Source organism: Pseudomonas sp. LBUM1669, from assembly GCF_059695705.1.
Window position 1 is genome coordinate 320127 of record NZ_CP166785.1, and the last position, 23769, is coordinate 343895.

At 55.8% G+C, this 23769-nt stretch carries 14 protein-coding genes and 5 pseudogenes; 13 read left to right on the forward strand and 6 right to left on the reverse strand.

The features are described 5' to 3' along the window. The first annotated feature begins 48 nt into the window (after positions 1-48). The 3 genes and pseudogenes from ACA051_RS31240 to ACA051_RS31250 form a co-directional block, all read left to right on the forward strand. Entirely contained in the window at positions 49-4620 is a 4572-nt protein-coding gene (locus ACA051_RS31240) for a SpvB/TcaC N-terminal domain-containing protein (protein WP_497375810.1), read from the forward strand. Further along, positions 4617-7505 carry an RHS repeat-associated core domain-containing protein gene (locus ACA051_RS31245; RefSeq protein ID WP_497375812.1) on the forward strand — a complete coding sequence of 963 codons (2889 nt, stop codon included), beginning with the start codon at positions 4617-4619 and terminating at the stop codon, positions 7503-7505. The genes ACA051_RS31240 and ACA051_RS31245 overlap by 4 nt, the downstream gene beginning before the upstream one ends. 166 nt (positions 7506-7671) lie before the next feature. Continuing rightward, positions 7672-8035, forward strand: a pseudogene (locus ACA051_RS31250) (reverse transcriptase domain-containing protein); the annotation flags it as partial. A gap of 147 nt (positions 8036-8182) precedes the next feature. On the opposite strand, the pseudogene ACA051_RS31255 reads toward ACA051_RS31250, so the two are convergent. Together ACA051_RS31255 and ACA051_RS31260 are read right to left on the reverse strand one after the other, a co-directional pair. Further along, positions 8183-8458: pseudogene (locus ACA051_RS31255) on the reverse strand (transposase); the annotation flags it as partial. Between the two features lie 40 nt (positions 8459-8498). Beyond that, the gene (locus ACA051_RS31260; RefSeq protein WP_497375752.1) at positions 8499-9416 is read right to left on the reverse strand and encodes a recombinase family protein; all 918 of its coding nucleotides are present in this window, start codon (positions 9414-9416) and stop codon (positions 8499-8501) included. A gap of 201 nt (positions 9417-9617) precedes the next feature. Between ACA051_RS31260 and ACA051_RS31265 the strand changes: the two genes are divergently transcribed. From ACA051_RS31265 to ACA051_RS31285, 5 genes and pseudogenes are all read left to right on the forward strand, one after another. After that, positions 9618-9857: a ribbon-helix-helix domain-containing protein gene (locus ACA051_RS31265; RefSeq protein ID WP_008371006.1), complete on the forward strand. Its 240-nt coding sequence runs from the start codon at positions 9618-9620 to the stop codon at positions 9855-9857. Then, positions 9857-10267, forward strand: coding sequence for a putative toxin-antitoxin system toxin component, PIN family (locus ACA051_RS31270; protein ID WP_497375815.1), 411 nt, complete (start codon positions 9857-9859; stop codon positions 10265-10267). Before ACA051_RS31265 ends, ACA051_RS31270 begins: the two co-directional genes overlap by 1 nt. Positions 10268-10270: 3 nt before the next feature. Beyond that, a pseudogene (locus tag ACA051_RS31275) lies at positions 10271-12668 on the forward strand (Tn3 family transposase); the annotation flags it as partial. Between the two features lie 85 nt (positions 12669-12753). Further along, positions 12754-13785 (forward strand): IS110 family RNA-guided transposase, encoded by a 1032-nt coding sequence (locus ACA051_RS31280; RefSeq protein ID WP_497375817.1) that lies wholly within the window; start codon positions 12754-12756, stop codon positions 13783-13785. Positions 13786-14026: 241 nt separating this feature from the next. After that, positions 14027-14641 (forward strand): annotated as a pseudogene (locus tag ACA051_RS31285) (Tn3 family transposase); the annotation flags it as partial. Positions 14642-14708: 67 nt separating this feature from the next. Here ACA051_RS31285 and ACA051_RS31290 read toward each other — a convergent pair. Together ACA051_RS31290 and ACA051_RS31295 are read right to left on the reverse strand one after the other, a co-directional pair. Further along, the gene (locus tag ACA051_RS31290) at positions 14709-15401 is read right to left on the reverse strand and encodes a hypothetical protein (RefSeq protein ID WP_402814681.1); all 693 of its coding nucleotides are present in this window, start codon (positions 15399-15401) and stop codon (positions 14709-14711) included. Positions 15402-15849: 448 nt separating this feature from the next. Continuing rightward, a pseudogene (locus ACA051_RS31295) lies at positions 15850-17066 on the reverse strand (IS3 family transposase). 191 nt (positions 17067-17257) lie between these two features. Between ACA051_RS31295 and ACA051_RS31300 the strand changes: the two are divergent. Both ACA051_RS31300 and ACA051_RS31305 read left to right on the forward strand, forming a co-directional pair. After that, a complete protein-coding gene (locus ACA051_RS31300) occupies positions 17258-17560 on the forward strand; it encodes a hypothetical protein (protein ID WP_497375819.1) in 303 nt (100 codons plus the stop codon). A 42-nt stretch (positions 17561-17602) separates the two neighbouring features. Continuing rightward, positions 17603-18889: a hypothetical protein gene (locus ACA051_RS31305; protein ID WP_497375821.1), complete on the forward strand. Its 1287-nt coding sequence runs from the start codon at positions 17603-17605 to the stop codon at positions 18887-18889. A 148-nt stretch (positions 18890-19037) separates the two neighbouring features. Here the strand turns inward: ACA051_RS31305 and ACA051_RS31310 are convergent, their stop codons facing one another. Beyond that, the gene (locus ACA051_RS31310) at positions 19038-20033 is read right to left on the reverse strand and encodes a DNA-binding protein (RefSeq protein ID WP_497375823.1); all 996 of its coding nucleotides are present in this window, start codon (positions 20031-20033) and stop codon (positions 19038-19040) included. A 523-nt stretch (positions 20034-20556) separates the two neighbouring features. Between ACA051_RS31310 and ACA051_RS31315 the strand changes: the two genes are divergently transcribed. Together ACA051_RS31315 and ACA051_RS31320 are read left to right on the forward strand one after the other, a co-directional pair. Continuing rightward, positions 20557-21222, forward strand: a complete 666-nt coding sequence (locus tag ACA051_RS31315) for a hypothetical protein (protein ID WP_497375825.1) — start codon at positions 20557-20559, stop codon at positions 21220-21222. A 17-nt stretch (positions 21223-21239) separates the two neighbouring features. Beyond that, positions 21240-22370: a tyrosine-type recombinase/integrase gene (locus ACA051_RS31320; RefSeq protein ID WP_497375827.1), complete on the forward strand. Its 1131-nt coding sequence runs from the start codon at positions 21240-21242 to the stop codon at positions 22368-22370. A 75-nt stretch (positions 22371-22445) separates the two neighbouring features. On the opposite strand, the gene ACA051_RS31325 is transcribed toward ACA051_RS31320, so the two are convergent. Beyond that, the gene (locus tag ACA051_RS31325) at positions 22446-22616 is read right to left on the reverse strand and encodes a hypothetical protein (RefSeq protein ID WP_497375829.1); all 171 of its coding nucleotides are present in this window, start codon (positions 22614-22616) and stop codon (positions 22446-22448) included. A 451-nt stretch (positions 22617-23067) separates the two neighbouring features. Here ACA051_RS31325 and ACA051_RS31330 point away from each other — a divergent pair, with 451 nt between their 5' ends. Next, a complete protein-coding gene (locus ACA051_RS31330; protein WP_090399571.1) occupies positions 23068-23751 on the forward strand; it encodes an HpcH/HpaI aldolase family protein in 684 nt (227 codons plus the stop codon). Positions 23752-23769: the final 18 nt, after the last annotated feature.

Below are 23769 nucleotides of genomic sequence, written 5' to 3' on the forward strand. Positions count from 1 at the left end.
ATCCCCTGGTACGCGATGGCAAAGACGCCCAATATTTGAGGATCATGTATGAACACCAATCAGAACAGCTCAGTTGACGTGGCACAACCGTCCCTGCCCAAAGGTGGCGGGGCAATCCAGGGCATGGGGGAAGCCTTGGGCAACGTCGGCATGACGGGTATGGCCAGCCGGACGCTGGCGTTGCCTATTTCCGCCGGACGAGGTCATGCCCCCACACTGTCCTTGAACTACAGCAGCGGTGCCGGCAATGGCGCTTTTGCAATGGGTTGGGGACTCTCTGAAATGACGATCCGCCGACGCACGAGCGGCGGTGTGCCGCTGTATCGGGAAGACGATACGTACCTGGCGCCGGATGGCGAAACACTCGTCCCCGAAACCGCTGCAGATCAGGCGATTATCACCACCCAGCGCTCCAGTTATGGCGGGCTGGATTTGGGTCAGGTGTACAGAGTCACCCGTTACTTTCCGCGCATTGAAGGTGCGTTCAGCAGGATCGAACGCTGGAGCCCTAGTTATTCCGAGGGGGATTTTTGGTTGTTGCACTCGGCAGATGGTCATTTACATTGTTTAGGCAAATCCGCCGAGGCACGGATTGCCGATGCTGCACAGCCAAGCCATATTGGTGCCTGGCTGCTGGAAGAGTCAGTGACTCCAACTGGGGAACACATTAACTATCGCTATAAGCAGGAAGATACGGTCAATTGTGTCCTGGCGGGCCAGGAGGCCTTTCGGTCGCACACCGCCAATCGCTACTTGCAATACGCTGAATACGGTAACGTTACCGAATACAAACCGTTGTACGCGTGGCGCAAATTCACAGAGAAGGAGGCGCCACAATGGCTATGGACGTTGGTGTTCGACTATGGTGAGCGGACTCTGGATCCCTTGGTTGCACCACCGTGGCAGGCTACTGGCAGTTGGTTGTGCCGAGAGGATTCATTCTCCGACTACTCGTTCGGCTTTGAAGTGCGTACGCACCGACTGTGCCAACAAGTCTTAATGTTTCGCAATCTACTGAAAAGTCCTTATCCGGACAGGCTGGTTTCCCGACTAATGCTGGAGTATCAAGCTTCGCCGCAGTTGTCTCAGCTAGTGGGCGCGCAACTCCTAGCATATGAGTATGACGGAACGGTGCAGTCTCTACCGCCGGTGGATTTGTTATATAGCACTTTTTCGACAGTCTTTACCCCGTCCAAATATGTTGAGTTGCCTACATTCCCAAGTCTTAATGATGGTCAGCATTATCAATTGGTAGATCTATTGGGTGAAGGGCTCTGTGGGGTTCTCTATCAAGAGGGCAATGATTGGCGCTACCGGGCGCCGATTCGTGGAGCGCAAGCCCCCGATGCTGTCAACTACGGGCCCTGGCAGTCATTGCCACAACTGCCGTCATTACTACCTGAGGGGGAGGGGCGAAAAGTACTCGTCGACCTCATGGGCGTAGGTCGGCTTAACTGGCTGATTGCGCAACCAGGTTTGGCTGGTTATTTCACGTTGAATGCTGATCAGCACTGGAGCCATTTCGTCCCCTTTCCCGTATTTCCTACTGAGTTTCTGCATCCGTCTGCGCAGATGGCCGGTCTGATCGGCACAGGCTTGCCAGATTTGGTGTTGATCGGTCCTAAAAGCGTTCGTCTATACGCTAACAACCGGGATAAGGGTTATGGGCCAGGACAGGATGTATCCTATGGCTTTGATGAGCAGTTACCGATTCAATCGGGTGATCATTCATCAGTTGTAGCGTTCAGCGATGTGTTGGGTTCAGGCCAGCAGCATCTGGTTCAGATCCGCCATAACCAGCTCACTTGCTGGCCAAATCTGGGAAGAGGGACGTTCGGCAAGCCTTTGGAGCTGGCCCAGTTGCCGTTCGATCAAGAGTCCTTTAACCCATCGAGGGTTTTTCTGGCCGATCTGGATGGTTCAGGCGCGTCTGATTTGATCTATGCCGAGTCTGAGCGGTTTCTCATCTTTCTGAATCAGGCTGGCAACGGCTTCAGCAGCATACCGTTAACTTTGCCGATGCCCGCTGGTATGCGATTTGACCAACTGGATCAAATCAGCTTTGCCGACTTGAGCGGTACAGGGACGACTTCGCTAGTCCTGAGTGACTCTCATCCGGAGCCTCGACACTGGCACTACAGCTTTGCTGACGCTAAACCCTATTTGTTGCTGTCGTCCAACAACAACATGGGCGCCCATATCAGCTTCACTTATCGCAGCTCTGCACAAGAGTGGCTTGATGAGAAGGAGGCATCACCTGATCGTGTGTGTCAGATGCCATTTGCCATGCCTGTGGTGTCAAAACAAAGCACGCTGGATGAGATTAGTGGTAATTGTCTGACGCAACAATACCTCTATCGGGGTGGTGTCTATGATGGCGGAGAGCGGGAGTATCGTGGTTTTGGTTTCGTCCAGCACCTGGACACTCAACAGCTGGCACAGGCGTCCGCGAGTGATCTGCCGGTGGCAGCGCCGATGTTGACCAAGGTCTGGTACAGCACTGGGTTGGAAGAGGAAAAACTGTCGGGTGCGCTTCCTTATGACGACGCTTCGGTATTCCATCTGGGGGCGCCGCGTTTCACCCGGCTAAATCCTTCGACGGGGAATGACGAGCTTCTGACATCGATTGCCAGTGCTACCCGCAAACAGCTTTATCGCGCCTTGAAAGGCAGCGTGCAAAGAACGGAAACATACGGTGAGGATGCGAGTCCTCTGAGGGGTGTACCGTACAGTGTCCAGACGACTCGGATGCAGATTCGCTTACTTCAGAATGCTAACTCCCCTGATACGTATTGTGTGGTGTTACCTACAACTCTGGAACAGCTGAACGTCAGTTACGAGCGTATTGCGAGTGACCCCCTCCTTCAGCAGCAAGTGACATTACAGAGCAATGAATACGGTGTCCCCCTCTGGAGCGTCGGAGTTAATTACCCTCGTCGGCCGAAGCCCGATGCTAATCCCTACCCCAACACTCTCCCAGACGCCATGTGGGCCAGTACCTACGATGTAGAGCAAGCCCCCCTGCGCCTGACAGAAAGCCGTAGCAGCGTCTATAACCTGACGGATCCTGAGGATTGGACGCTGGGCCTTCATTTTCAGCAACGGCACAATGTGTTGACGTACGCCCCTGCGTACGATTGCTATCCACTAACAGGCAGTGGTCTCAGTTACGAAACGCTTAACGCGTCGGATAGCCTGATCGACAAGACACAACAGCGCACCTTCGCCGGGCAAACCGTCACGTATTATTTCAATGCGGCCGGTACTGACGTACTCCCTGCGGGGACCCCACCCCCAGCGTTGGCATTGGTGCATCATCAAGAAATCGCCGAACTGGATAGCGAATCGCTCAAGGCATATGAAGGTGTTTCGACGCTGGATCTGAAGGTCGCATTACCCGCCGCGGGCTATTTGAAACGCAGCAAAGTGTTAGGCGAGCCAGCAGAGATAAATCCAGAGGTGTGGGTGGTTCCCAGCAGTTACACAACCTATGTTGAAAACGGCAAATGGCTGCCGTTCGGTCGACCAAGAACGATGCAAAGTACACCGGTCGTCGCGCCTCAAGTGTTTACCTATGATGACTACGGTTTTGTCCGCTCAGTCACAGACGGTGCTGGCTATAAGGTTACTATTGACTACAATCCCATTTATCTCAAACCTTATAATATTAGCAATGCAAATTCAGGAAATCAGAGTGTTTCGTTCGACGCCTTGGGGCGAGTGATAGCAAGTTCCCACAATGGTCTGGGAATGAATGAGGAGGGGAAGCCTACATATGTAGGATTTGATTCGGCAAATTACTACTACCCTTTCAATAGTTCTGCCTTTGCCAATATTAAGGCGGCACTCGCTGATCCTGCGGCGGCTATCCAGACGGTGGCAGGCATCTATTTGTATGATTTTTACAGTTGGATGGGACGCCTCTCCACCGCTGAGTGGGCAGCTTCATTGTCCGGACAAGAAGTTGACCTTGTGCAGGTACTGCAGCGCAATCACCTTTTGACATTTGATGGCTGGTTGCGTTCACGCGCTCATGCTTGGGCCCGTTCGGAAACGAGCATTGAGGGGGTCAGTGAAGCGGTACGTGGCGCGATCGCCAGTCTTAAGCGTTATCCGGTACAGACCGCAAGTCTTCTGACTGATCAATATCCAAGTGCAACTTCCATTGCGCAGATCAGAGTTTCACTGTCATTTTTTGATGGGTTTGGCCGATCCTTGCAAGCAAAGAAAAAATGCGTTTCCGGGCTTGCATACATTGTCAATGCGGATGGAGCTCTGGAGCTTGAGGCTGGAAACCCCGTCGAGCGCGATACCGGAACGGCACCGCGTTGGGCTGTATCCGGGCGTACCGAGTACGACACTAAAGGCCAGGTGATTCGAACCTACCAGCCGTACTTTATTGACCAGCCGGTCTATGTCGACGATGCGAGTGTCCGGCAGTGGGGCTACGCCGATACTCATTATTACGATCCTGTTGGCCGCGAGAATCAAGTCATCACCGCGTTGGGTTACTCGCGGCGCACGCACTTCTATCCCTGGTTCACAGTCGCTGAAGATGAAAACGACACGTTACAAGAGATCATGAGTAACGCTCAGTCCTTACAGGGGAATCCAGCATGAGTACAACCTCCAACCTGACCACTGCACAGCTGTGCAGTGGCACCCCCACAGTGTCGGTGATCGACAACCGTGGGTTGTTTATCCGCACCTTGCAGTACAATCGTAACGCTGTCGGCGAGGCGGCTGATGAGCGGGTGACCCAACAGCAGTACAATGTCATCGGCCAGTTGATGAGCAGCCTGGATCCACGGCTGTACAGCGCACAGCAGAGCGATCCCGCCGTACTGGCGAACTTTCGCTATCAAAACTCGTTGTCCGGCAAGGTATTGCAGAGCCAGAGCCAGGATGCTGGTCGACACGTCACACTGCATGATGTGGAGGGTGGTCCTGTCTGGCAGGAAAACAGCCGCGGGTTCCTCAAGCGTATGAGCTATGACAATCTGCACCGGGTGAGCGTCGTGTTTGAGCAGGACGGCGCTACAGCCAATGAGCGGGTCAGTGAACGCTATGTCTACGGTGAGCTTGCTGAGCGATTTGATACCTACGGACGACTGATTCGTCATTACGACACTGCCGGCCTTAACGAAGTCCTGCATTACACCTACCGCGGACAACCACTACAGACGGTCCGCCGACTGCTGCTGGATGAGGCGGCGCAAAGTAATTGGCCGGCTGACGAAATCCAGAGCTCCGCCTGGCTTGAGTCCGAGCGCTATCAAAGTTCCCTCACCTATAACGCGCTGGATGAAGTGCTCAGCACAATCGATGCCCAGGGTAATCAACAGCATCGGTACCTGGACGTCGCCAGCCAATTGCTGTGCAGCGGATTGACCCTTACCGGGCAGAGCGAGGAACGTACGGTACTGGCCTCGATCACCTACAGTGCCGGTGGCCAGGTGCTGCGTGAAGTGTCGGGCAATGGCGTGGTCAGCACCTCCACTTATGAACCCCAGACCTTGCGGTTGAGTCGGCTGGTCACCACCCGCCCGGCACAGGACGGGCGCAGCACGCTGTTGCAGGACTTTAGTTACACCTACGATCCGGTGGGCAATATTCTGTCCATCAGCGATGCGGCGATTAATACCAGTTACTACAACAATCAGCAGATCGAGCCGAACAACACCTACCAGTACGATGCGCTGTACCAATTGTGCTCTGCCAGCGGCCGGGAGAATGCCGGGGCGAGCCGGCAAGGCCCGGACTTGCCGGTCGCAAGCACCACCGACCCGAACCAGTATGGCAACTACACCCGCCAGTACGAGTACGATCGGGGCGGCAACCTGATCCAGGTGCGACATGTTGGCAACAGCAACTACACCTTGGACATGCAGGTGTCCAGTACCTCCAACCGGACGGTGAGGCAGAAGGAGTTCCTCACGTCGGCCGATGTCGAGGGGCAGTTCGATACCGCGGGCAACCTCAAACAGTTGGTAGAGGGACAGCCAATGCTGTGGGATGGGCGCAATCAATTGCAGCGGGTCACCCAGATCCAGCGCAGCGGCCCCGATGACGACGAAGAGCATTACCAATACGACGGCGGCGGTGCCCGAGTGCGCAAAACCACGGTGAGTCAGACCAGTGGAACCACTCGCCGGGCGCAGGTTATTTACCTACCGGGTCTGGAACTGCGCCGCACCCAGAGCACGCAAGGCCCCACCAGGTCCACTGAGGAAGAGTTGCACGTGCTGAGCCTAGGCAGCGCCGGCCGCCAGCAGATGCGGGTGTTGCACTGGGTCACGGGTCAACCCGCCGATATCCCCAATGACCAACTGCGTGGCAGCCTGGACAACCAGATCGGTTCGAGTTTACTGGAGCTTGATCAGCACGCGGATGTGCTGACCCAGGAAGAGTATTACCCGTTTGGCGGCACGGCGGTGTGGTCGGGGAAAAACGCCAGTGAGATCAAGTACAAGTTTGTGCGTTATTCGGGCAAGGAGCGCGATGCGACCGGGTTGTATTACTACGGTTTCCGCTATTACGCGCCGTGGTTGGGACGCTGGATCAATCCGGATCCGGGCGGCACGGTGGATGGGCTCAATCTGTATCGGATGGTCAGGAATAATCCGATTACATTATTTGATGTTGACGGATTAGCGCCGGGAGATGACGATGAACCCGTGATCACGATGAGCATAGCGGCACGAAGGAGGCTTTTTGAATCTGCCTCGGCTTCCCCACCAAGTACTCGTGGTGAGTCTTCTGAGCGCCCAGCTCCTACCCTGGCAACAAAACCGTCAGTAGCTACAAAACCTGTAGTTTCGACGCCTTTTTTGACTGTCCCGTCTCGGCCGAATCCCGCGGCAACGAACCTGCCTCTTCATATCTCGGCAGTCGCGTCTAACAGACGGCAGTCTCCTATAGTGTTACCCACAGCGGAGCAAACAGTACTTCCTTCCTATGCTGCCAGCTCACTCGCTGTAGGTTCACATCAGTTGATGCTTACTTCATCGGGCAGCGTCGTGGCCATGAGAGGGGACGATCGTTCCCCTGAACAGATCCGTGCAGCAGGCGGTTTTTTCCCCAGGGATAACAGAGGACTGAAAATCAAACAGGAGTTCAGGCAGGCCGTGGTGGCCAAAGGAGTTAATACCCAGGCCCAGGAACACGTTAGAAGCCCCGTTGGCGGGTACGTAGCCACTGGTATGGATGAAGACTCAGGCGGATATGGTAATTCCAGAGCTTACCTGTACCGGATGGAAATTCCGGGTTTGAGAGAACAAGCCATTAATGCTCAGACACTGGGGCTCGGGTCGCCCTTCGAATTCACTCCCAAAGGACGTTTGGATACCCGATTGTTGATGAGTGGTGACACGCTTGATCAGTCCGAATTTGTTGCGATGATTCCACCCGTGAGTGCGGAAATGACGTTTATCACCCCGATCCCGGACGCCTACATTGTCGCTTCTAGAGCAACAGGAAGTGATCAATGGAAGTCATTTCATTAATGAACGTCCACCTGTAAAAAAGGTTCTTCACGGAATCCCGAGAAACACAGAAACACAGAAACAAGAACGCCGATTTGATTGATGTTGTTCGTGCGAGCAAAAACATCTAAAAAACCGGCGTTCTTATGCACGATGTTAATGCTTTCCTTCCTTTTTGGGCGGGCATTGGATGGACAGGACGCATCGCGGCGTGCCGTTTGAACGGTATGCCGACGATATTGTTTTCACTGCACAAGGATGAGCGAGGCTGTTTGAATCAGGGAGAGCCTGACGCGACGGATGAGTGAAGTAGACCTGACCATCAACGAAGAAAAGTCGAAAATTGTCTACATCGATACATTCGAGCGGCACAACGTTGCGACTAGCTTCACCTTTCTCGGATATGACTTCAAGGTCCAGTGCAAACCCTGAAGAACTCCAAAGGCGAACTCTTTCGTAAGTGCATGCCGGGAGCGTCGATGAAGGCGATGCGCAGGATGGTAGACACGATCAAACACTGGCGCATCCATCGATCCACGACTGATGACCTTAGGGAAGGTCTGAAGTAGTCAGCGATTTTTGATGCCCTCTTTGGTAGAGGTTCAAAAAACACTGGTTTGGTCAGAAATCAGACCTTTCCTGTTCTTAACTCATCGTTTCACCCTTGAACGACGCCTTTTCAAGGCGCTTTTCCCGGATTACAGGCGCACCTTTCCCACAACCAGCAGCCGTTTTCGCATCATCCACAGATTCGACAGGGCAAATAGCGTGGCCTGTTGCGCGGTATTTTTCATCAGGCCGCGAAAGCGCACTTTCGTATAGACAAACTGACGCTTGATTACCCGAAACGGATGTTCAACCTTGGCGCGTACTTGGGCTTTGGCGTATTCGATCTTGCGCCGCAGACGACCGATCAAACTCTTTTTTCCATGCTTTTTATAGCTGCTTGGCCGGGCGGCAATCGACCAGATCATGGGGTTTGGGGAGCAATGGAACCAAAAACCAACGTAAGCCCTACCACCGCCGTTCAGAGCCTTCTTCCCAGGCATCCGCCTCGATAAAGCAATTACGCATCTCGGCCTCTTGGCTGATCTCGATCAGCAGATCATGTACCGTCTTATCCAGTGCCTCATCGTTGCGATATGGGATGCTCAGCGCGTAGTTGCCCGACTCCAGCGGCTTCATGCCATAGGGTTCCAGGCAGTAACGCTCGATGTAATCCTTTGCCCGCTTTTTGCCACGCACGAACTTACTGTTGTTCTCGACGGCCAGACGCAATATGACCGACGCGATCCGTTCGGCATCGTCCACTACCGGTGGGGCTGTTATGCCAAGATGCTGGGAGATTTTTGCAGATGCGCCGATCGTTATGCCGCGATGCCGGAGGTAGCGGTAAAGCGTGCTTTTGGAAATGTGCAGTCTCTTGCCAATGGCGCTCACGCTTAGCCGACCCTCTCGATACAGCGTTTCTGCGGCCATAGCCGTCGCTTCCGCTTGAGCGGGCAGCCCCTTCGGACGGCCACCGACTCGACCACGTGACCGTGCAGCGGACAAGCCTGCTTGTGTGCGCTCACGGATCAATTCGCGCTCGAACTCTGCCAGCGAAGCGAACAGGTTGAACACAAAGCGGCCTTGTGCGTGAGTGGTGTCGATGGGGTCATTCAAACTTTGCAGTCCAACGTTGCGAGCGGCCAATTCACCGACCAATTCCACCAGGTGCTTGAGCGAACGTCCCAGACGATCCAGCTTCCAAATCACCACGGCATCACCGGCCCGCACATGAGCCAATAATTTATCCAATTCCGGACGCGCGCTTTTTGAGCCACTGGCAACGTCTTGATAGATCCGCTCGCACCCTGCCTTTTTCAGAGCATCGATCTGGAGGTCAGCGTTCTGATCCCGAGTGCTCACCCGCGCATAGCCAATTTTCATCAAAAGTACCGTTTACTCAACAGAGAAATTTAAAATAGAACCTTGATTAACGATACCAGTATTTAAAACCATAATGAGAGCTAACTCAGAGATGAGTAGGTGTTTCGTTAAAGTTCGATAAAACGAGGGTTTTATCGAACTATTGCGGCGCAGCAAGGAGCAGGTGTATAAACACACAAACACTCATCATTGGAAAAAGTCATGAACACCACTCGCTGGAACGTCGCCGTCTCCACCGACACCGACCAATCGCTTCGTATGTTTCTGGCCAGCCAAGGCGGTGGCCGTAAGGGCGACCTCTCGCGCTTCATCGAAGAAGCGGTGCGGGCACACATCCTGGAACTGAGCGCCGAACAGGCCAAGGCTTCCAATGCCCATCTGAGTGAGGCAGAACTGACCGAAGCGGTTGAAGAAGCACTCGACTGGGCACGTAAGCGCTGATGCGGGTTGTATTGGATACCAACATCCTGTTCAGTGCGCTGATCTCACCACATGGTGCTCCTGATGCAATCTATCGGGCCTGGCGTGCGGCCCGTTTCGAGGTTGTGACCTCACGAGCACAGCTCGATGAAATTCGTCGTGCCAGTCGTTACCCCAAGCTTCAGGCCATCCTTCAGCCTGCCAAAGTGGGGGCCATGATCAATAACCTGCAACGGGCGATGGTGCTGGAGCGCTTGACCATCGGGATTGAAGCCGATGATCCGGATGACTCCTTTCTGCTGGCTATGGCCTTGGCGGGTAATGCGGACTACCTGGTAACCGGTGATCGCCGCGCTGGCCTCTTGCAGCGCGGGCATATCGAACGCACGCGGATTGTTACCCCCGCCGTGTTCTGCGCCGAGGTACTGTGATCGATGCCGGTTGGTTTTCTGACTCAGGAGCAACGCGACGGCTTTGGTCGCTATGTCGATCCGCCCAGCCGTGAAGAGCTGGAGCGTTACTTCCACCTGAGCGATGAAGACCGTGAAGCCATCCAGGTGCTGCGGGGTAACCATAACCGCCTGGGCTATGCCGTTCTGCTGACCACCGTCCGTTTCGTCGGTGGTCTGCCGGACAAGCCCGCGGCTGTTCCGGTGGAAGTCCTGCATGTACTTTGTCGGCAATTGGTGATCTCTGCCCCTGACTGTCTTTCACGTTATAGTGATCATCGTCGCTGGATACATGCGGCCGATATTCAAGAGCGCTATGGCTATCGTCATTTTACTGACCCTGGTATCGGCTTTCGTTTGAGCCGATGGCTGTATGCCCTCTGCTGGACGGGCACTGATCGTCCTAGCGTGCTGTTTGAACGAGCTACCTCATGGCTGCTCACACAGAAAGTCCTATTGCCAGGAGTTTCCCAGTTAGAGCGTTTCATTGCCCAACTGCGCAGCCGGGTTGAAGAGCGCCTCTGGTACACCTTGGGTCGCAGCTTGAACGAGGCGCAACGGCAACAGCTCCAGGACTTGCTTCTGGTGACCGAAGGCAACCGCAGTTCCCAGCTGGATCAACTACGCTCCGGCCCGGTGATGGTCAGTGGCCCCGCACTGGTTCGGGCGTTGCGTCGGCTGGATGATGTGCGCGGGTTGGGAATCGCCTTGCCGCCAGCTGCACATATCCCACCCAGCCGCATTGCAGCCTTGGCCCGCTTTGCCAACACCGCCAAGGTCACGGCCATCAATCGACTGCCGGCGTCGCGCCGGTTGGCGACGCTGGTGGCATTCGCGGTTTCCTTGGAAGCCAGTGCGCATGACGATGCTCTGGAAGTTCTGGAGGCGCTACTGCGTGATCTCTTCAACAGAGCGGAGAAGGCTGACAAGAAGGCTCGGTTGCGTAGTCTAAAAGACCTGGATCGCTCGGCGGCAATGCTCGCCGCTGCGTGCACGGTCGTGCTGGATAGCACGATCAGCGATGACAACGTCCGTGCCCGGCTGTTCAACGACCTGCCACGTGTCACGCTGGAGAAAGCCCTGGAAGAGGTCAATGCGTTGATCCGTCCGGCCAACGATGTATTTTACCTCGCTCTGGAGGAGCGCTACCGCAGCGTGCGCCGTTTTCTTCCTGATTTATTGAAACATATTCGCTTCGGTTTCAGCCCCGCTGGCAAGGAAGTGGCGGCCAGTCTGGACTGGTTGCAACTGAACCTGCCTCGTAGAAAACCGGAGGATGACGCGCCGCAGGAGATCGTGGCCAAAGCTTGGCAGAAACACATCACCCGCGAAGATGGCTCCCTCGACATGGGCGCCTATGTATTCTGCACGCTCGATGCACTGCGCACCGCCCTACGCCGCCGCGATGTCTTTGTTTCACCCAGTTGGCGTTATGCCGACCCGCGTATCGGCTTGCTCGATGGTGCTGAATGGCTGTCGGCGCGACCGATCATCTGTCGCTCACTGCGCTTGACCATGGACGCCAAAACCACCTTGGACGCCTTGTCTGCCGAGCTGGATGCGACTTGGCACGCAGTCGCGGCTCGCCTGCCCGACAATCCTGCGATCCAGTTGAGCGAAAATACAGAGGGCAAAACCGAACTGTCCCTCGGAGCGTTGGAGAAGCTGGAAGAACCCAACTCGCTGCTGCAACTGCGTGCAGCCGTGGCCGACTTAATGCCACGTGTCGATTTGCCGGAAATCCTATTGGAAATCGCCGCTCGTACCGGTTTCGCTGAGGCCTTCACCCATGTGTCCGAACGCAATGCACGGGCCGATAATCTAGTGACGAGTCTGTGCGCAGTGCTCTTGGGAGGAGCCTGTAACACCGGCCTGGAGCCATTGATTCGCAACGACAACCAAGCGCTGCGCCGTGACCGGCTGTCCTGGGTGGGCCAGAACTACCTCCGTGACGACACCCTGTCAGCAGCCAATGCCATTTTGGTGGCTGCGCAGAGCCAACTGGAACTGGCTCAGATCTGGGGCGGTAGTGAGGTGGCCTCCGCCGGTGGCATGCGTTTTGTCGTGCCGGTACGTACCGTGCATGCTGGTCCCAACCCGAAATTTTTCGGTACCGCCCGGGGTGTCACCTGGTACAACCTGATATCCGACCAGTTTTCCGGTCTTAACGCCATCACGGTGCCCGGCACCCTGCGCGACAGCCTGGTATTGCTCGCGGTCGTGCTGGAACAACAGACCCGAGTTGCAGCCCACACAAATCATGACTGATACCGGTGCCTACAGTGATGTGGTGTTCGGGCTGTTCCGTCTGCTCGGTTATCACTTCTGTCCGCGTCTGGCCGATGTCGGCGGTACCCGTTTCTGGCGCACACGTCCAGAAGCAATGGGATGGACTCCTCCTCACCTCGGCATCTTGAGTGCCAGACTGAAAGTGCAAACCACAGTCAATAGTGAGAAGGAGTCCACACATGAAGCTTATGCGCATTGGGGTCGACTTGGCCAAGAACGTGTTTCAGATTCACGGCGTGGATCGTCATGAACAGCCCGTCTGGCGGCAGCGTTTACCGCGCGATCGCTGGCTGCAAACGGTGCTGGAAAAGATCGAACCCGGCTGTGAGATCGGCATGGAAAGTTGTGGCGGTGCGCACCATTGGGCGCGGCAGCTACAGGCACGCGGATTTCGGGTGCGGCTGATCGCGCCTCAATTCGTCAAGCCGTACGTCAAGAGCAACAAGAACGACGCCAACGATGCCGAGGCAATCTGTGAGGCAATGAGCCGCCCCAGCATGCGCTTCGTCGCCGTCAAGACCATCGAACAACAGGATATCCAGGCGACGCATCGCATCCGGGCCGGCTTAATCGAACAGCGGACGGCCAAAGCCAATCAGATTCGTGGGTTGATCGCCGAGTACGGCCTTGTTGCACCGAAGGAATTACTGATGCTGCGTCGCGCAATACCGTGCTGGCTAGAAGATGCAGATGACGGTTTGACGGCACGCTTTCGTCGTCTGCTAAATGGCTTGTGGGATGACCTCCGCGCACTGGATGAGCGCGTGAGCGAGCTCGATGGCGAGATATCTGTGATCGCGGCAAGCGAGCCAACGGCCGTCCGTTTGCAACAGCTGCGTGGCGTCGGCCCGATGATCGCCACCGCGCTCGTTGCTGCCATCGGTGATGCCAGTCAGTTTGCCAACGGTCGACAGTTGGCCGCCTCGCTAGGGCTAACGCCAAGGCAACACAGCTCTGGCGGCAAGGATCGACTGCTTGGCATCAGTAAACGTGGCGATGCTTATCTGCGAACGCTGATGATCCACGGTGCGCGGTCGGCACTGCGCACAGCCAAGTCCAAAGACGATCGACTCAGCCAGTGGGCTGTCCGATTAGCCGAGCGCTCACATCCCAATGTGGCCGCTATCGCACTGGCCAACAAAACTGCACGCATGGCTTGGGCGATGCTGCGCAACGGCACTGATTACCAACCGGATCGGGCAGCGGCCTGACCTATTCACCCTGGGAGAAGCCCCCCACACCACGATTGCGAAGCAACCCGAGCAATGGCAAACCGGTCGAACCGGCGTCGGCAAAACCCTCAAGTGTCCAGGTGCGCAAAGCACGTAGAAGCGATTGGGAGCCGACGCGCGAATAGCCCATCATGGCCCTGCATCGAAACGATGCCGCAGTCAGAGGCCGAATATACGTGTGCAGTCGGCACGGGCGCCAAAGCGAAGGGGGCTTGCAAAGAGGAGGAATCCATATACGGACTATGGCAAGCTCAACGGGCTTGCCCGCCAGTCAGTCAAGCTCGACCTGATCGCCGAACACTGGGATGACCTGCTGCGTCTGGCGGGCTCACTCAAGCTCGGTCGAGTACCGGCGACCGGCATCATGCGCACGCTGCAAACGGGGGATCGTCCGACCCGCCTGGCCCAGGCGCTGGCCGAGTTCGGGCGGATCGAGAAAACGTTGCACACGCTGACCTACATCGATGACGAGTCCAAGCGCCGCGCTACCTTGACCCAACTGAATCGCGGCGAAGGCCGGCACAGCCTGGCCCGCGCCGTGTTCCATGGCAAACGCGGCGAGCTTCGCCAGCGCTACCGCGAAGGTCAGGAGGATCAACTCGGTGCCCTGGGCCTGGTGGTGAACATCATCGTGCTGTGGAACACCCTCTACATGACGGCGGCCGTGGAACGGCTAAAGCAGCACGGCTACCCGGTGCTGGACGAAGATCTGGCTCGGCTGTCGCCGCTGATCTTCGAGCACATCAATATGCTGGGACGGTACTCCTTCGCGGTACCGGAAGAGGTCGCCCGAGGCGAGTTGCGGCCGTTGCGCAATCCCGATGATGATCGGTGATCCATCCATGCACTACGGGCAACACCCACGCGCAGCAGGCTCGGCTAGCACGGCACTGGTAGTTTAATTACTGTCTGGAGAAGAGGAGGACGGCCAGGATAGTGCACATCAAAGCGACAACCCAGCCCCCAATCTTCTTGAGTTCGGCAACCTTGGAAATGAGCTCGGCGGTTTCGGCATAATTTGGTGGAGGTGCAACTTCAGATGCCGTACGCACTTCGTCCGAGCGATCGTTATGAGTTAATGGTTCCTTCCCGACTTGGATTGTCACCTGCTCAGCAAGGATCTGGTTTTCAGCTTCAGCATTCCAAGCCGTAAGGCGATGTTTGGAAAACTCATCATAGAAATCATCCACAATGTCTTGGCCCTTTGGGGCAAAAGTAAAGCCCAATTGGTAATCCATCTGGCTTGGATAGACATCCAGTAATAATTGAAAAGTTTCTCGGGATACCCAAATTTGCAGCTCAAAACGGTGAGGCTGATCTTCCCAAGGGGGTATATAGACGATGTATCCGAGATGCCCTATTTCCGAAGGTCCATCCCATATGTGGACCTTCCCTTCCTCTACATACTTGAGGCCGAAATCGTAGAGCGGCCAGGGACCTGAACCAGGGTTTTCGAAGCGAGTGGGGATCAAGAACTGACCTTCCGAAGGCCTCGCCTGGAATATGAGTCTTCTGGACTCTCCCTCATTACGCAGATCGGCAATGAATCGTGGTTCGGAGAGATCGAGGCGAATTGATGCGTTGGACCAGCCCATGCAGAACCTTCAACTGTTATGACCTAACATCTGCTTCTGCCGCGGATTTTTCGCAGAGAAGCGAAGGGAAATCAGTCGCCCGGATGCGATTGTTGACCTCATGTATATCCCTTCCGAAACAAATCGCATGCCCTGTCGATCTTGCACGGATCAACGAACAACTCTCCCGTAAGCGGCATGATAAATGTGCCCTTTACGTCCAGTGTCAAGTGCGACGGCAGCGGAGTCCGGCGTCCACGGTTAGCGCCGTTGTATATCCACCGCTGCGGATTGAGGGAATTAGCTGGCGAGCTGTCGAAGGCTGCGAGTTCGTCGAACAGCCAGACTTTTGCATGGGGACCATCGATAGTTCGGAGCACTACTTCCAGTGACTCTGTAAGGGGCTGTTGGTGATAAGCGCTACTCAGTGCGTGGACTGGCCCCTATCAAACCGGACACCTGCACCCCGTTAAATTGATGCCGCTGCCAAACGCCTAAACTCCCGTGGTGAACGGTATTTCAGCGCGCTGTGCGGATGCTCCTCGTTGTAATGCTCAAAGGCAATTGTCAGGTTTCGCAAGGCTGTTTCCCGGTCAGGTTTGGGCATGTGGGCGACGTAGTCGCGCTTCATCGTTTTGACGAAGCTCTCGGCCACTCCATTGCTTTGCGGGCTGCGCACCGGTGTCGTCACCGGCTGCAAGCCAATCTGTCGGGCAAACTGGCGTGTCTGCTCAGCGATGTAGGCCGAGCCGTTATCGCTCAGCCATTGCACCGGGGTGGCAGGTGGTTCTTCACCGAAGCGTGTTTCCACCGCTTCCAGCATCAGATCGCGGATATCGTCGCCGCTGTACCCGGTCGGGCTGGCCACCCAACCGATGGCTTCACGATCGCAACAGTCCAGGGCAAAGGTCACGCTCAGCTTGGCGTTATCATCACAGCGAAACTCAAACCCGTCCGAGCACCACCGCGTATCGCTGGTGGCCACGGCAATTCGGCCTTCGTGACGGCGTGCCACACCCGGTTGTTTAACCCGTCGCTCCAGCAGCAACTGATGATCGCGCATGACGCGATAAACCCGCTTGACGTTGATCGGCGCCTGACTCTACTTTTCACGCCGACGACGCAGCAACCCCCACACACGGCGGTAGCCATAGCTGGGCAGCTCACTCACTTCAGCCTGAATTTCTTCGACCCGTGCGGCATCGTCCAGCGCAGGGCGACGCCGCTCGGGCCGTGCCGCAGGGTTGAGTCGAACCGTTAACTGCGAGCGCGCTACACCGAGACTTTCACTGATCAGCTTCACTGGTCGTCCCCCGGCAACAAGGGTGAGTGCGCAATCCATTTTCGCGACCGAGCAATCTCCACAGCTTCCTGGAGGATCTCGACCTGCATGGTTTTCTTGCCGAGCATGCGCTGTAGCTCCCTGATCTGCTTGAGCGCATCGGTCAGCTCGGAAGCAGGCACCACGCTCTCGCCAGCACTGACGGCCGAGAGACTGCCGCTCTGATAGAGCTTGCGCCACTGAAACAGCTGGTTGGCATTAACGCCATTCTGCCGAGCCACCACCGAGACGCTTTGCCCCGGTTGCAGGCTCTCGCGAACCATGGCCAGTTTTTGCTCCGGGCTCCAGCGGCGCCGCCGCTCCTGACCCAAAAGCTCCCCACCCTTATCGTTTCTATTAGTCATATACACAGTCGTTTGCCTATCCCTTATGTTAAGGGGGAAACGGTGTCCTGTCTTTCAGGGGGCTCGTCCAGTTACCGGAATACTGGGCTCTGCCTGCTCGCGACAGAACCACCATCAACCTGGTCATCGGTCACTACCATCACCCAAGCCAGTTCCCGGTCGATCGAAATGGCCTGAGTCTCGATGATCGGATGACCGCCCTGATGGAATTTTTGATCCTGGTCGACAAGAAGACCGGCATGGCCGAATCGAACATCACAGACAGCTTGACTGAGCACGAAATCACCGAGGAAGAATCGAGCTCGATCTACCACAGCTTTGTAGAGATCATCACCGAATTCGGACGCGTCAACGGTACGGGTGATAAAGCCCGGGATTCGACTCTAAAAATCGCACAAAAGCATGATGGGCTCGTTGTGGTGAAGGAGAAAGACCTTCGCATGCTCATCCTCGCCAAGATGGGATGGTCCCTCGACGACGGCGATGGCCGCTAGCGGGTAACACTCAATCTGCTGGCAACGCTTCAAGAGAAGGGCGTGCTGCACACCACCCACAACCACGCAGACATGAGCCGCTTCCTGCCGATGTTTTCGGCATCCTTTAGAGACCCTCAGACCGGGGCCCACATGACAACGTGGGAGCCAGTCATTATTTTCCCACCGGTATCCACGACGCCTGAATTGGCAGGACTGAATGGGCTATCGAATCTGAGCTCAAAACTTGACGTCGAACGCCCGCTCTTCACCCACAATCTTGGCATTCAAGAGGTTGACGGTCTTCGTGCGCTGATCGCGCTGGGCTTTGGTAGCGAGATCGCCGCGAAGGCGAACATTGCCGGCCAGCAGGCGAAAGCCCAGGCCTCGACACCACAAGCCGAAACTCAGAACCCGCCGCCAACGATTGGCCCCAATACCCCGGCGCCGAATGACACGGGCTCTGGCCCGGCAGCCCCTATGGTGTCGCTTCCTGAAGAGGTACCTCAGGCAGAACCTGATGATGCGCTGGATCAGCCGCCTACGCCGATTGAACAAGCCGAAGATGGAGCTGTGCAGCACCAGGACAGCCGCAGACCGGCATTACGTCTGGTACATACGGCGCCGCCCGCCACGCCTGAAAACAGCCTGCCCGCACCGGAGATGGCTGAAGTGCAGTCCGAAGAAGAGGGGTTGCTGCCTGATGAACTTCAGCTGGAAATGGCTGGGCTGCTGGAACAAGGGGCAGCCGATAACGACGATGAAGAATTCATGGCGTTTGTCGGAGACTCTACCGCAGATGACGACTTCGGGGATGCGTTCGCGGACTTCGGCGAGGAGGTGGCAACCCATCAATCTGTTCCCATGACCGAACCGCAAACAACGTCGGTACCAGAGATCCAGATTGAACAGCAAATCGTGACTGAAGAATCACCACCCGCAATCAGCACCGACCCAGTATCGGCCGCACCAGTAGCAGTAGCAGTAGCAGTAGCGATACCCAATCCTGATGCGCAGTCCTCCAAGCGTAAACTCAGCCCGGCAGCTGAGGCTGCGGCGCTTAAGGCCTTGGGAGACGCCACCCCGGACTTCACCGCGTTCATACAACCATGCCAAAAGAAGAAGTCGGTATTGAATCACATGGCCCGCATTCGTGAGGCCATCACCAATCAGGTGATACCGGTTTGTGGGAGTAGGGATGGGTTCGAATATTTGCTGGAAGCGGACATTGTTGCGTTTGACGCTGATTTGGACCTTAAAGCCCTTATCAAGGCGGAGAAGCTGCCCACTGTGACTCCAAAACTCGGTTACACGATGGTCGGATTTCCAGCCGTAGAACGGAGTGATTGAGCCGCAGTGGACGAGTATAACGCGACGTGATCATAACTCCCTGGCCAGCGCGATGCCGACCAGGGAATTATGATCAGAGGTTGGCCAACGCCGTCTAGGTGAGAGTAGGGCTCAGCGATTTGAAAAAGGTCGCAAAAATGCCGGGCCTTCATGTGTTGATAGGGGACGTCAGCGTGTTTTCTTCCTTCTGATCAAGCGCAATCACCTGGGCTTTGACGCTTTCGAGTAGAGCTGTTTGCAGCTTTTCATTCTGCTCGCTGAGTTGGGCGTTACGTTGTTCCTGTTTCTCCAGACTGCGTTCGGTGGCCTCAAGCCGACCGCGGAGTTCAGCAGCATCATCACTTGCTTTCGAACGTAACTGCCGCAATTGATCTTTCTCATTCCGCTCCTGCTCGAGCTCTTTGGTCAGCTTGTCGGATTTTGCCTTGTGCTCATCACGAACTCGATCAGTTTCCCGCATCAGGAAGTCTTGCGTCTTGACCAGTTCGGTCTGGTGGCTTTCAGCCAGGGCGGTCAGCTCACGTTGCGAGCTGGCTCGCAGATCGGTCAACTGCTGTTGCAGTTTCTCCACGAGTCCTTGCTGCCGCTGCTGTTCCTGTAGGTGCTGGGTCTGCAGCGCCGCTGATTTTTCGATTTGATCCTTGAGCTCTACAGCCAATTCTTTGCGCTCAGCCTCGTTGGCCTGAAGCAGCTCCGTGAGTCTAAGTTTGTCGGCCCGCAGCCCCTCAATTTCGCGTGTCTGACCGTCGAACCGTTCAATGGCAGCCTGTTCATTCGCCTGGGCAGCTTCCATCGCTGCCACTGCGCTGTCTTCATGAGCCTGGAGCTGCTGCCGTTCAATTTCATGGCCGGCAACGGCGGCGGTGAGGGCGACATCCCAGATTTTGTCGAAACTCGCACACACGTCATCGGGAATGCTTGGACGGCGTAGCCGTGCACTCAATGCTGGCCCGGCCTGCACCCAGAATTTCTTGACCTCATCGGTGACCAGGTTGGGGGATGCTGTAATGCCGTGCTCTGCGGCGATCATCTCCCGGATGGTTGACTGCCGGACCTCCTCGCCAAGGCCGAGCAGCCGTTCCGCGTATTGATGCACCAACAACCGTGTGTTCTTCAGTTGGGAATTGGGTGCCTGCTTTGTCATAGCTACCAGGGCTCCATCAGTGGAATGCATGCGCTATAGATGGTTCGGTGTTTTGAACCATGTCGAGACCGGTTATCAGGCACTGTACCGAGCTTAATGATTCGGGCTTACGCTGAATATTGAAGGAGCAGATTACGCGTTGCTGCTCCAACCCTGGCTGTTGCTTCAGTTGATAAGGAGTGCGTGGTGCTGAATTCAACAATTTACTTCCGGCTTATTTAGTCAATTAATTCCGAACCAGCGCCGGAAATAAACCATGTAAATCAAAGGCTTATGCACACCAACACAGGCGCCAAGGATCCCCTGGATTGGTCTCCATAGGATTTTACAACATTTCATACCTAAATCAATACGAATTCTATCATGAATTACCTAAATTCGTGAATATGATTAGTTATCACGAATTTTTTAATACGGGCCGAACCGGTAGGGTGGTCTAGCAGTAGCTGGCTCGATGGCGGAATGTGTTGCTGTTCTGGCTAAACCGTTTAGAATCTGGTTTTTACAGATAAAGACTTGCGCTGTGGATCAAGCTAAAACACGCAAGGTGGAAAAGGGTTCCCCCTTCTTACGCCCACCGAAGCTATCTCGTGAAGCCTTCAAAGCGCTCATTGATCAGCGCGGCTGGCGCATGGCCGATGTAGCTTGCCGGTGGTCAATACGCCCCGAGCATTTGAGCCGGATCGCCGCGGATGAACAACGCGACGTCAAATGGGACGACCTGGTGCGTTCACTACCGACGTTAACCCCCTTCGAGCGGACGTGCGTCACGGCGGCTAGGCTTTCAATAGTTCCGCCAAAGCCCCGGAAGCGCAAAGCCCAGCCGATAACCGAACCTGCTGTAGATTGGGACAGCAAACCTGTGCCCTATGCGGTCGAACCATTCAAGTGGGAGCAAGGGGTGGACGACGATGACGAGGATGAAGCCCTTGCCCCAGGCGTTGACGGCTTTCGCCACAGCGCCTACCTGTCACGGGGTTCAGAACTGGTGACGGTACAGGAGATCGATGGCTTTGCACGCGAGCATTCCATCTTGGTCGTGGCCGCCACCCGAGTCGGCGCCGACCCCGCCGGCGGAGCGCAGGAAGAGTACCAATGCGAGTCAGCGACAGGTGATCTACGGTGGATTGCGCCGGATCAGATTGACGATTGGCTGGTGTCCAACGGAAAAATTCGGGATCTACGATGAGTCAGTCACGAACAGGCATGCCCACCCGCTTGGACTTCCAGGCCAACACTGAAATCGCCCTGCTGGACGCCTATGCGCTGGCGGAGCCCGGTGAACGTCCCGATCTGATCCAGGCCAACAGCGACATCGAAGCGGCAGCGATCTGGCTGGAGACTACCGCCACCAGCCTAAAGACCCGAAGAGTCATGCGAAAGGAGGTCGAGCGCTTCATCTTCTGGGGTCTGCACACCCGCGGCAAGCAGCTCTCACAGGTCAATGTCCTTGACGTGAATGACTATGCCGCCTTCCTGGCCGACCCCCAGCCACGCGAGGTGTGGGTCAGTGAAACCAAGTATCCGCGTCATCATGAGCAGTGGCGCCCGTTCGCCGGTCCCTTGAGCCTGAGCTCGCAGCGCTATGCCTTGGTGCAAATCGGCAGCATGTATACGTGGATGGTCAAGGGTGGGTGGCTCAAGGGTAATCCCGTCGCGCTGGTGCGCAAACCAGAAGCGCCGCACGACGACACGATCAAGCGCCTGTTGCCCGAAGAAGGCATTGCCCTCGCCTTTGAAGCGATCAGCCTAACCAAAAGTCCGCGTAAACGAGCGCGGGATCATTTCATGCTCAGTCTGTTTTACCTGACCGGTGTGCGCACTTTTGAAGGCACCACGTCCAACATGAGCAACATCCGCCGCTCCGCCAGTGGCACCTTATGGCTGAACGTTCTCGGCAAGCGCAATAAAGTGCGCGACGTGCCCATTTCGGATGACCTGTACCAGGACCTGCTTCTATATAGAGAGGCATTCGGTTTGCCGCGGGAGATCCCAGCAAAAGACCCGACCCCCCTCCTCCTGGCCGCCAATTCGAAACTCAAGCGGGCTCACAACAGCACCGTGCTCAAAGCCATCATCGAAATCATGACCCGGTCGGCGGGCATCGCCGTGCAACGCGAGCAATTTGAGCTGGCCGATCGGCTGTCGGAAGCCACAACCCACTGGCTCCGTCATTCCTGCTTTAGTCATCTGGCAAAAGCCACCGGCGACCTGGTAATGATCAAGTCCTTGGCTGGTCACAGCAAGATGGAAACCACCAGCCGTTACCTGCACACCGAAGATGATGAACTGCATGCGGGTGTCGTCCAGACGTTGAGCACACCACGGCTCAAATAGCTCTGTTAACGCTTGTGAGTTTGACGGCTGGATTTAGGTGGACCTGGGCGGCTTTTCCTATCCGTCCGGAATCAATCAAACAACCTGATCCACCAAGGCCAGCCAATGCCTCAGGAACGTCTTCAGTGTTCTGACCCCGGTATTGCTCGATGAGCAGTCGCGCATGCCAACGGCCTGAAGCTCGGTAGCTCCGACACCCATAAGTTCAGCAAGATCGTCCAAGTTCATTGTGGTTTCGATTTGCATGTCAATTCCTCGATCATACGGACGCGAAAATGGGCGTCCTTCTACTGCATTTATGCCGACCAAATTATGTAAACAAATCTTGTTAGACCGCGAAAATAAGGCCCTTGGAGAGTCAAGGTTTCTAAAAAGTGGAAATTAATACCCGAGATTCGACGAGGTGTTTACAAAACTCAGAAATCGCCCCAGCCCCCTCATATGCCATCGGGTGAATCGTGGCGGGAATCCGGGGTGAATCAGTGAACAGCATTACACCAAGAACGGGATTTTTATGAGGACCATCACGAATATCACGAATCGGCGACTAAAAATGTTTACTTATGATCGTGAATGATTATTATTAGCGTGCATCCACCCTGAAGGATATGCGTCAGTGATACGAACCTCTCCGGTGTTTTCCCGGTTACAAGCAGGGAACAACGTCTACGGCTTGCTCAATTCTCTACCTTCACCGATGCTCTGCGAAATGCTCGCGTTTGCGGGCTACGACTTCGTGATTCTCGATCTTGAGCACTTACTGCGCTCCGAAGAAGACATCATGCATTGTGTCCGCGCGTGTGAGGCCGCTGGCATTTCGCCTTGGCTGCGCATACCTCAAGTGGACGAAAAACTGATCGGTCGGGCACTGGATGCCGGCATCGAAGCCATTGTCCTTTCACGCACCGAAAGTGCTGCGCAAGTTCAGCGCGCCATCGAAGCGGCGTTCTTTCCCCCCTTGGGGAAACGCGGAATAACCGGCGGACGCATTACCGGTTTCGGTCGCCTGCCATTACCCGAATACATCGATCTGGCCAATCGTCAGACCCCTATTATTCCCATGATCGAAAGCCGCGCCGGGGTCGACGCTCTCGGCGAGATTCTGCAACTGCCGGGGGTCGGCATGATCATGGAAGGCGCTCTGGATCTGTCGCTCGATCTCGATCTGGGCCCCGACCCGCTCAATCCTCAAGTCTGGCAAACGCTGCAAAACATGGCCGATGCCTGCCTCAGCGCCGCAATACCTTTCTGCGCAAATCCCCGCACGGCCGAACAGAACACGCTGTGGCGCGCTCGCGGGATCCGAAGTTTTCTGGCCGGTGAAGACCGAGGCTTGCTGCATAACGCATTGAAAGCCCGCCTGCATTCTCTCCAACAGTAAAAATAAGCCAACGTAGTC

What these genes read in the sequence shown, in the direction of transcription:
- ACA051_RS31240 (WP_497375810.1), top strand. Translation starts at nt 49, where the DNA reads ATGAACACCAATCAGAACAGCTCAGTTGACGTGGCACAACCGTCCCTG.
- ACA051_RS31245 (WP_497375812.1), top strand. Translation starts at nt 4,617, where the DNA reads ATGAGTACAACCTCCAACCTGACCACTGCACAGCTGTGCAGTGGCACC.
- ACA051_RS31260 (WP_497375752.1), bottom strand. Translation starts at nt 9,416, where the DNA reads ATGAAAATTGGCTATGCGCGGGTGAGCACTCGGGATCAGAACGCTGAC.
- ACA051_RS31265 (WP_008371006.1), top strand. Translation starts at nt 9,618, where the DNA reads ATGAACACCACTCGCTGGAACGTCGCCGTCTCCACCGACACCGACCAA.
- ACA051_RS31270 (WP_497375815.1), top strand. Translation starts at nt 9,857, where the DNA reads ATGCGGGTTGTATTGGATACCAACATCCTGTTCAGTGCGCTGATCTCA.
- ACA051_RS31280 (WP_497375817.1), top strand. Translation starts at nt 12,754, where the DNA reads ATGAAGCTTATGCGCATTGGGGTCGACTTGGCCAAGAACGTGTTTCAG.
- ACA051_RS31290 (WP_402814681.1), bottom strand. Translation starts at nt 15,401, where the DNA reads ATGGGCTGGTCCAACGCATCAATTCGCCTCGATCTCTCCGAACCACGA.
- ACA051_RS31300 (WP_497375819.1), top strand. Translation starts at nt 17,258, where the DNA reads ATGACCGCCCTGATGGAATTTTTGATCCTGGTCGACAAGAAGACCGGC.
- ACA051_RS31310 (WP_497375823.1), bottom strand. Translation starts at nt 20,033, where the DNA reads ATGACAAAGCAGGCACCCAATTCCCAACTGAAGAACACACGGTTGTTG.
- ACA051_RS31320 (WP_497375827.1), top strand. Translation starts at nt 21,240, where the DNA reads ATGCCCACCCGCTTGGACTTCCAGGCCAACACTGAAATCGCCCTGCTG.
- ACA051_RS31325 (WP_497375829.1), bottom strand. Translation starts at nt 22,616, where the DNA reads ATGCAAATCGAAACCACAATGAACTTGGACGATCTTGCTGAACTTATG.
- ACA051_RS31330 (WP_090399571.1), top strand. Translation starts at nt 23,068, where the DNA reads ATGCTCTGCGAAATGCTCGCGTTTGCGGGCTACGACTTCGTGATTCTC.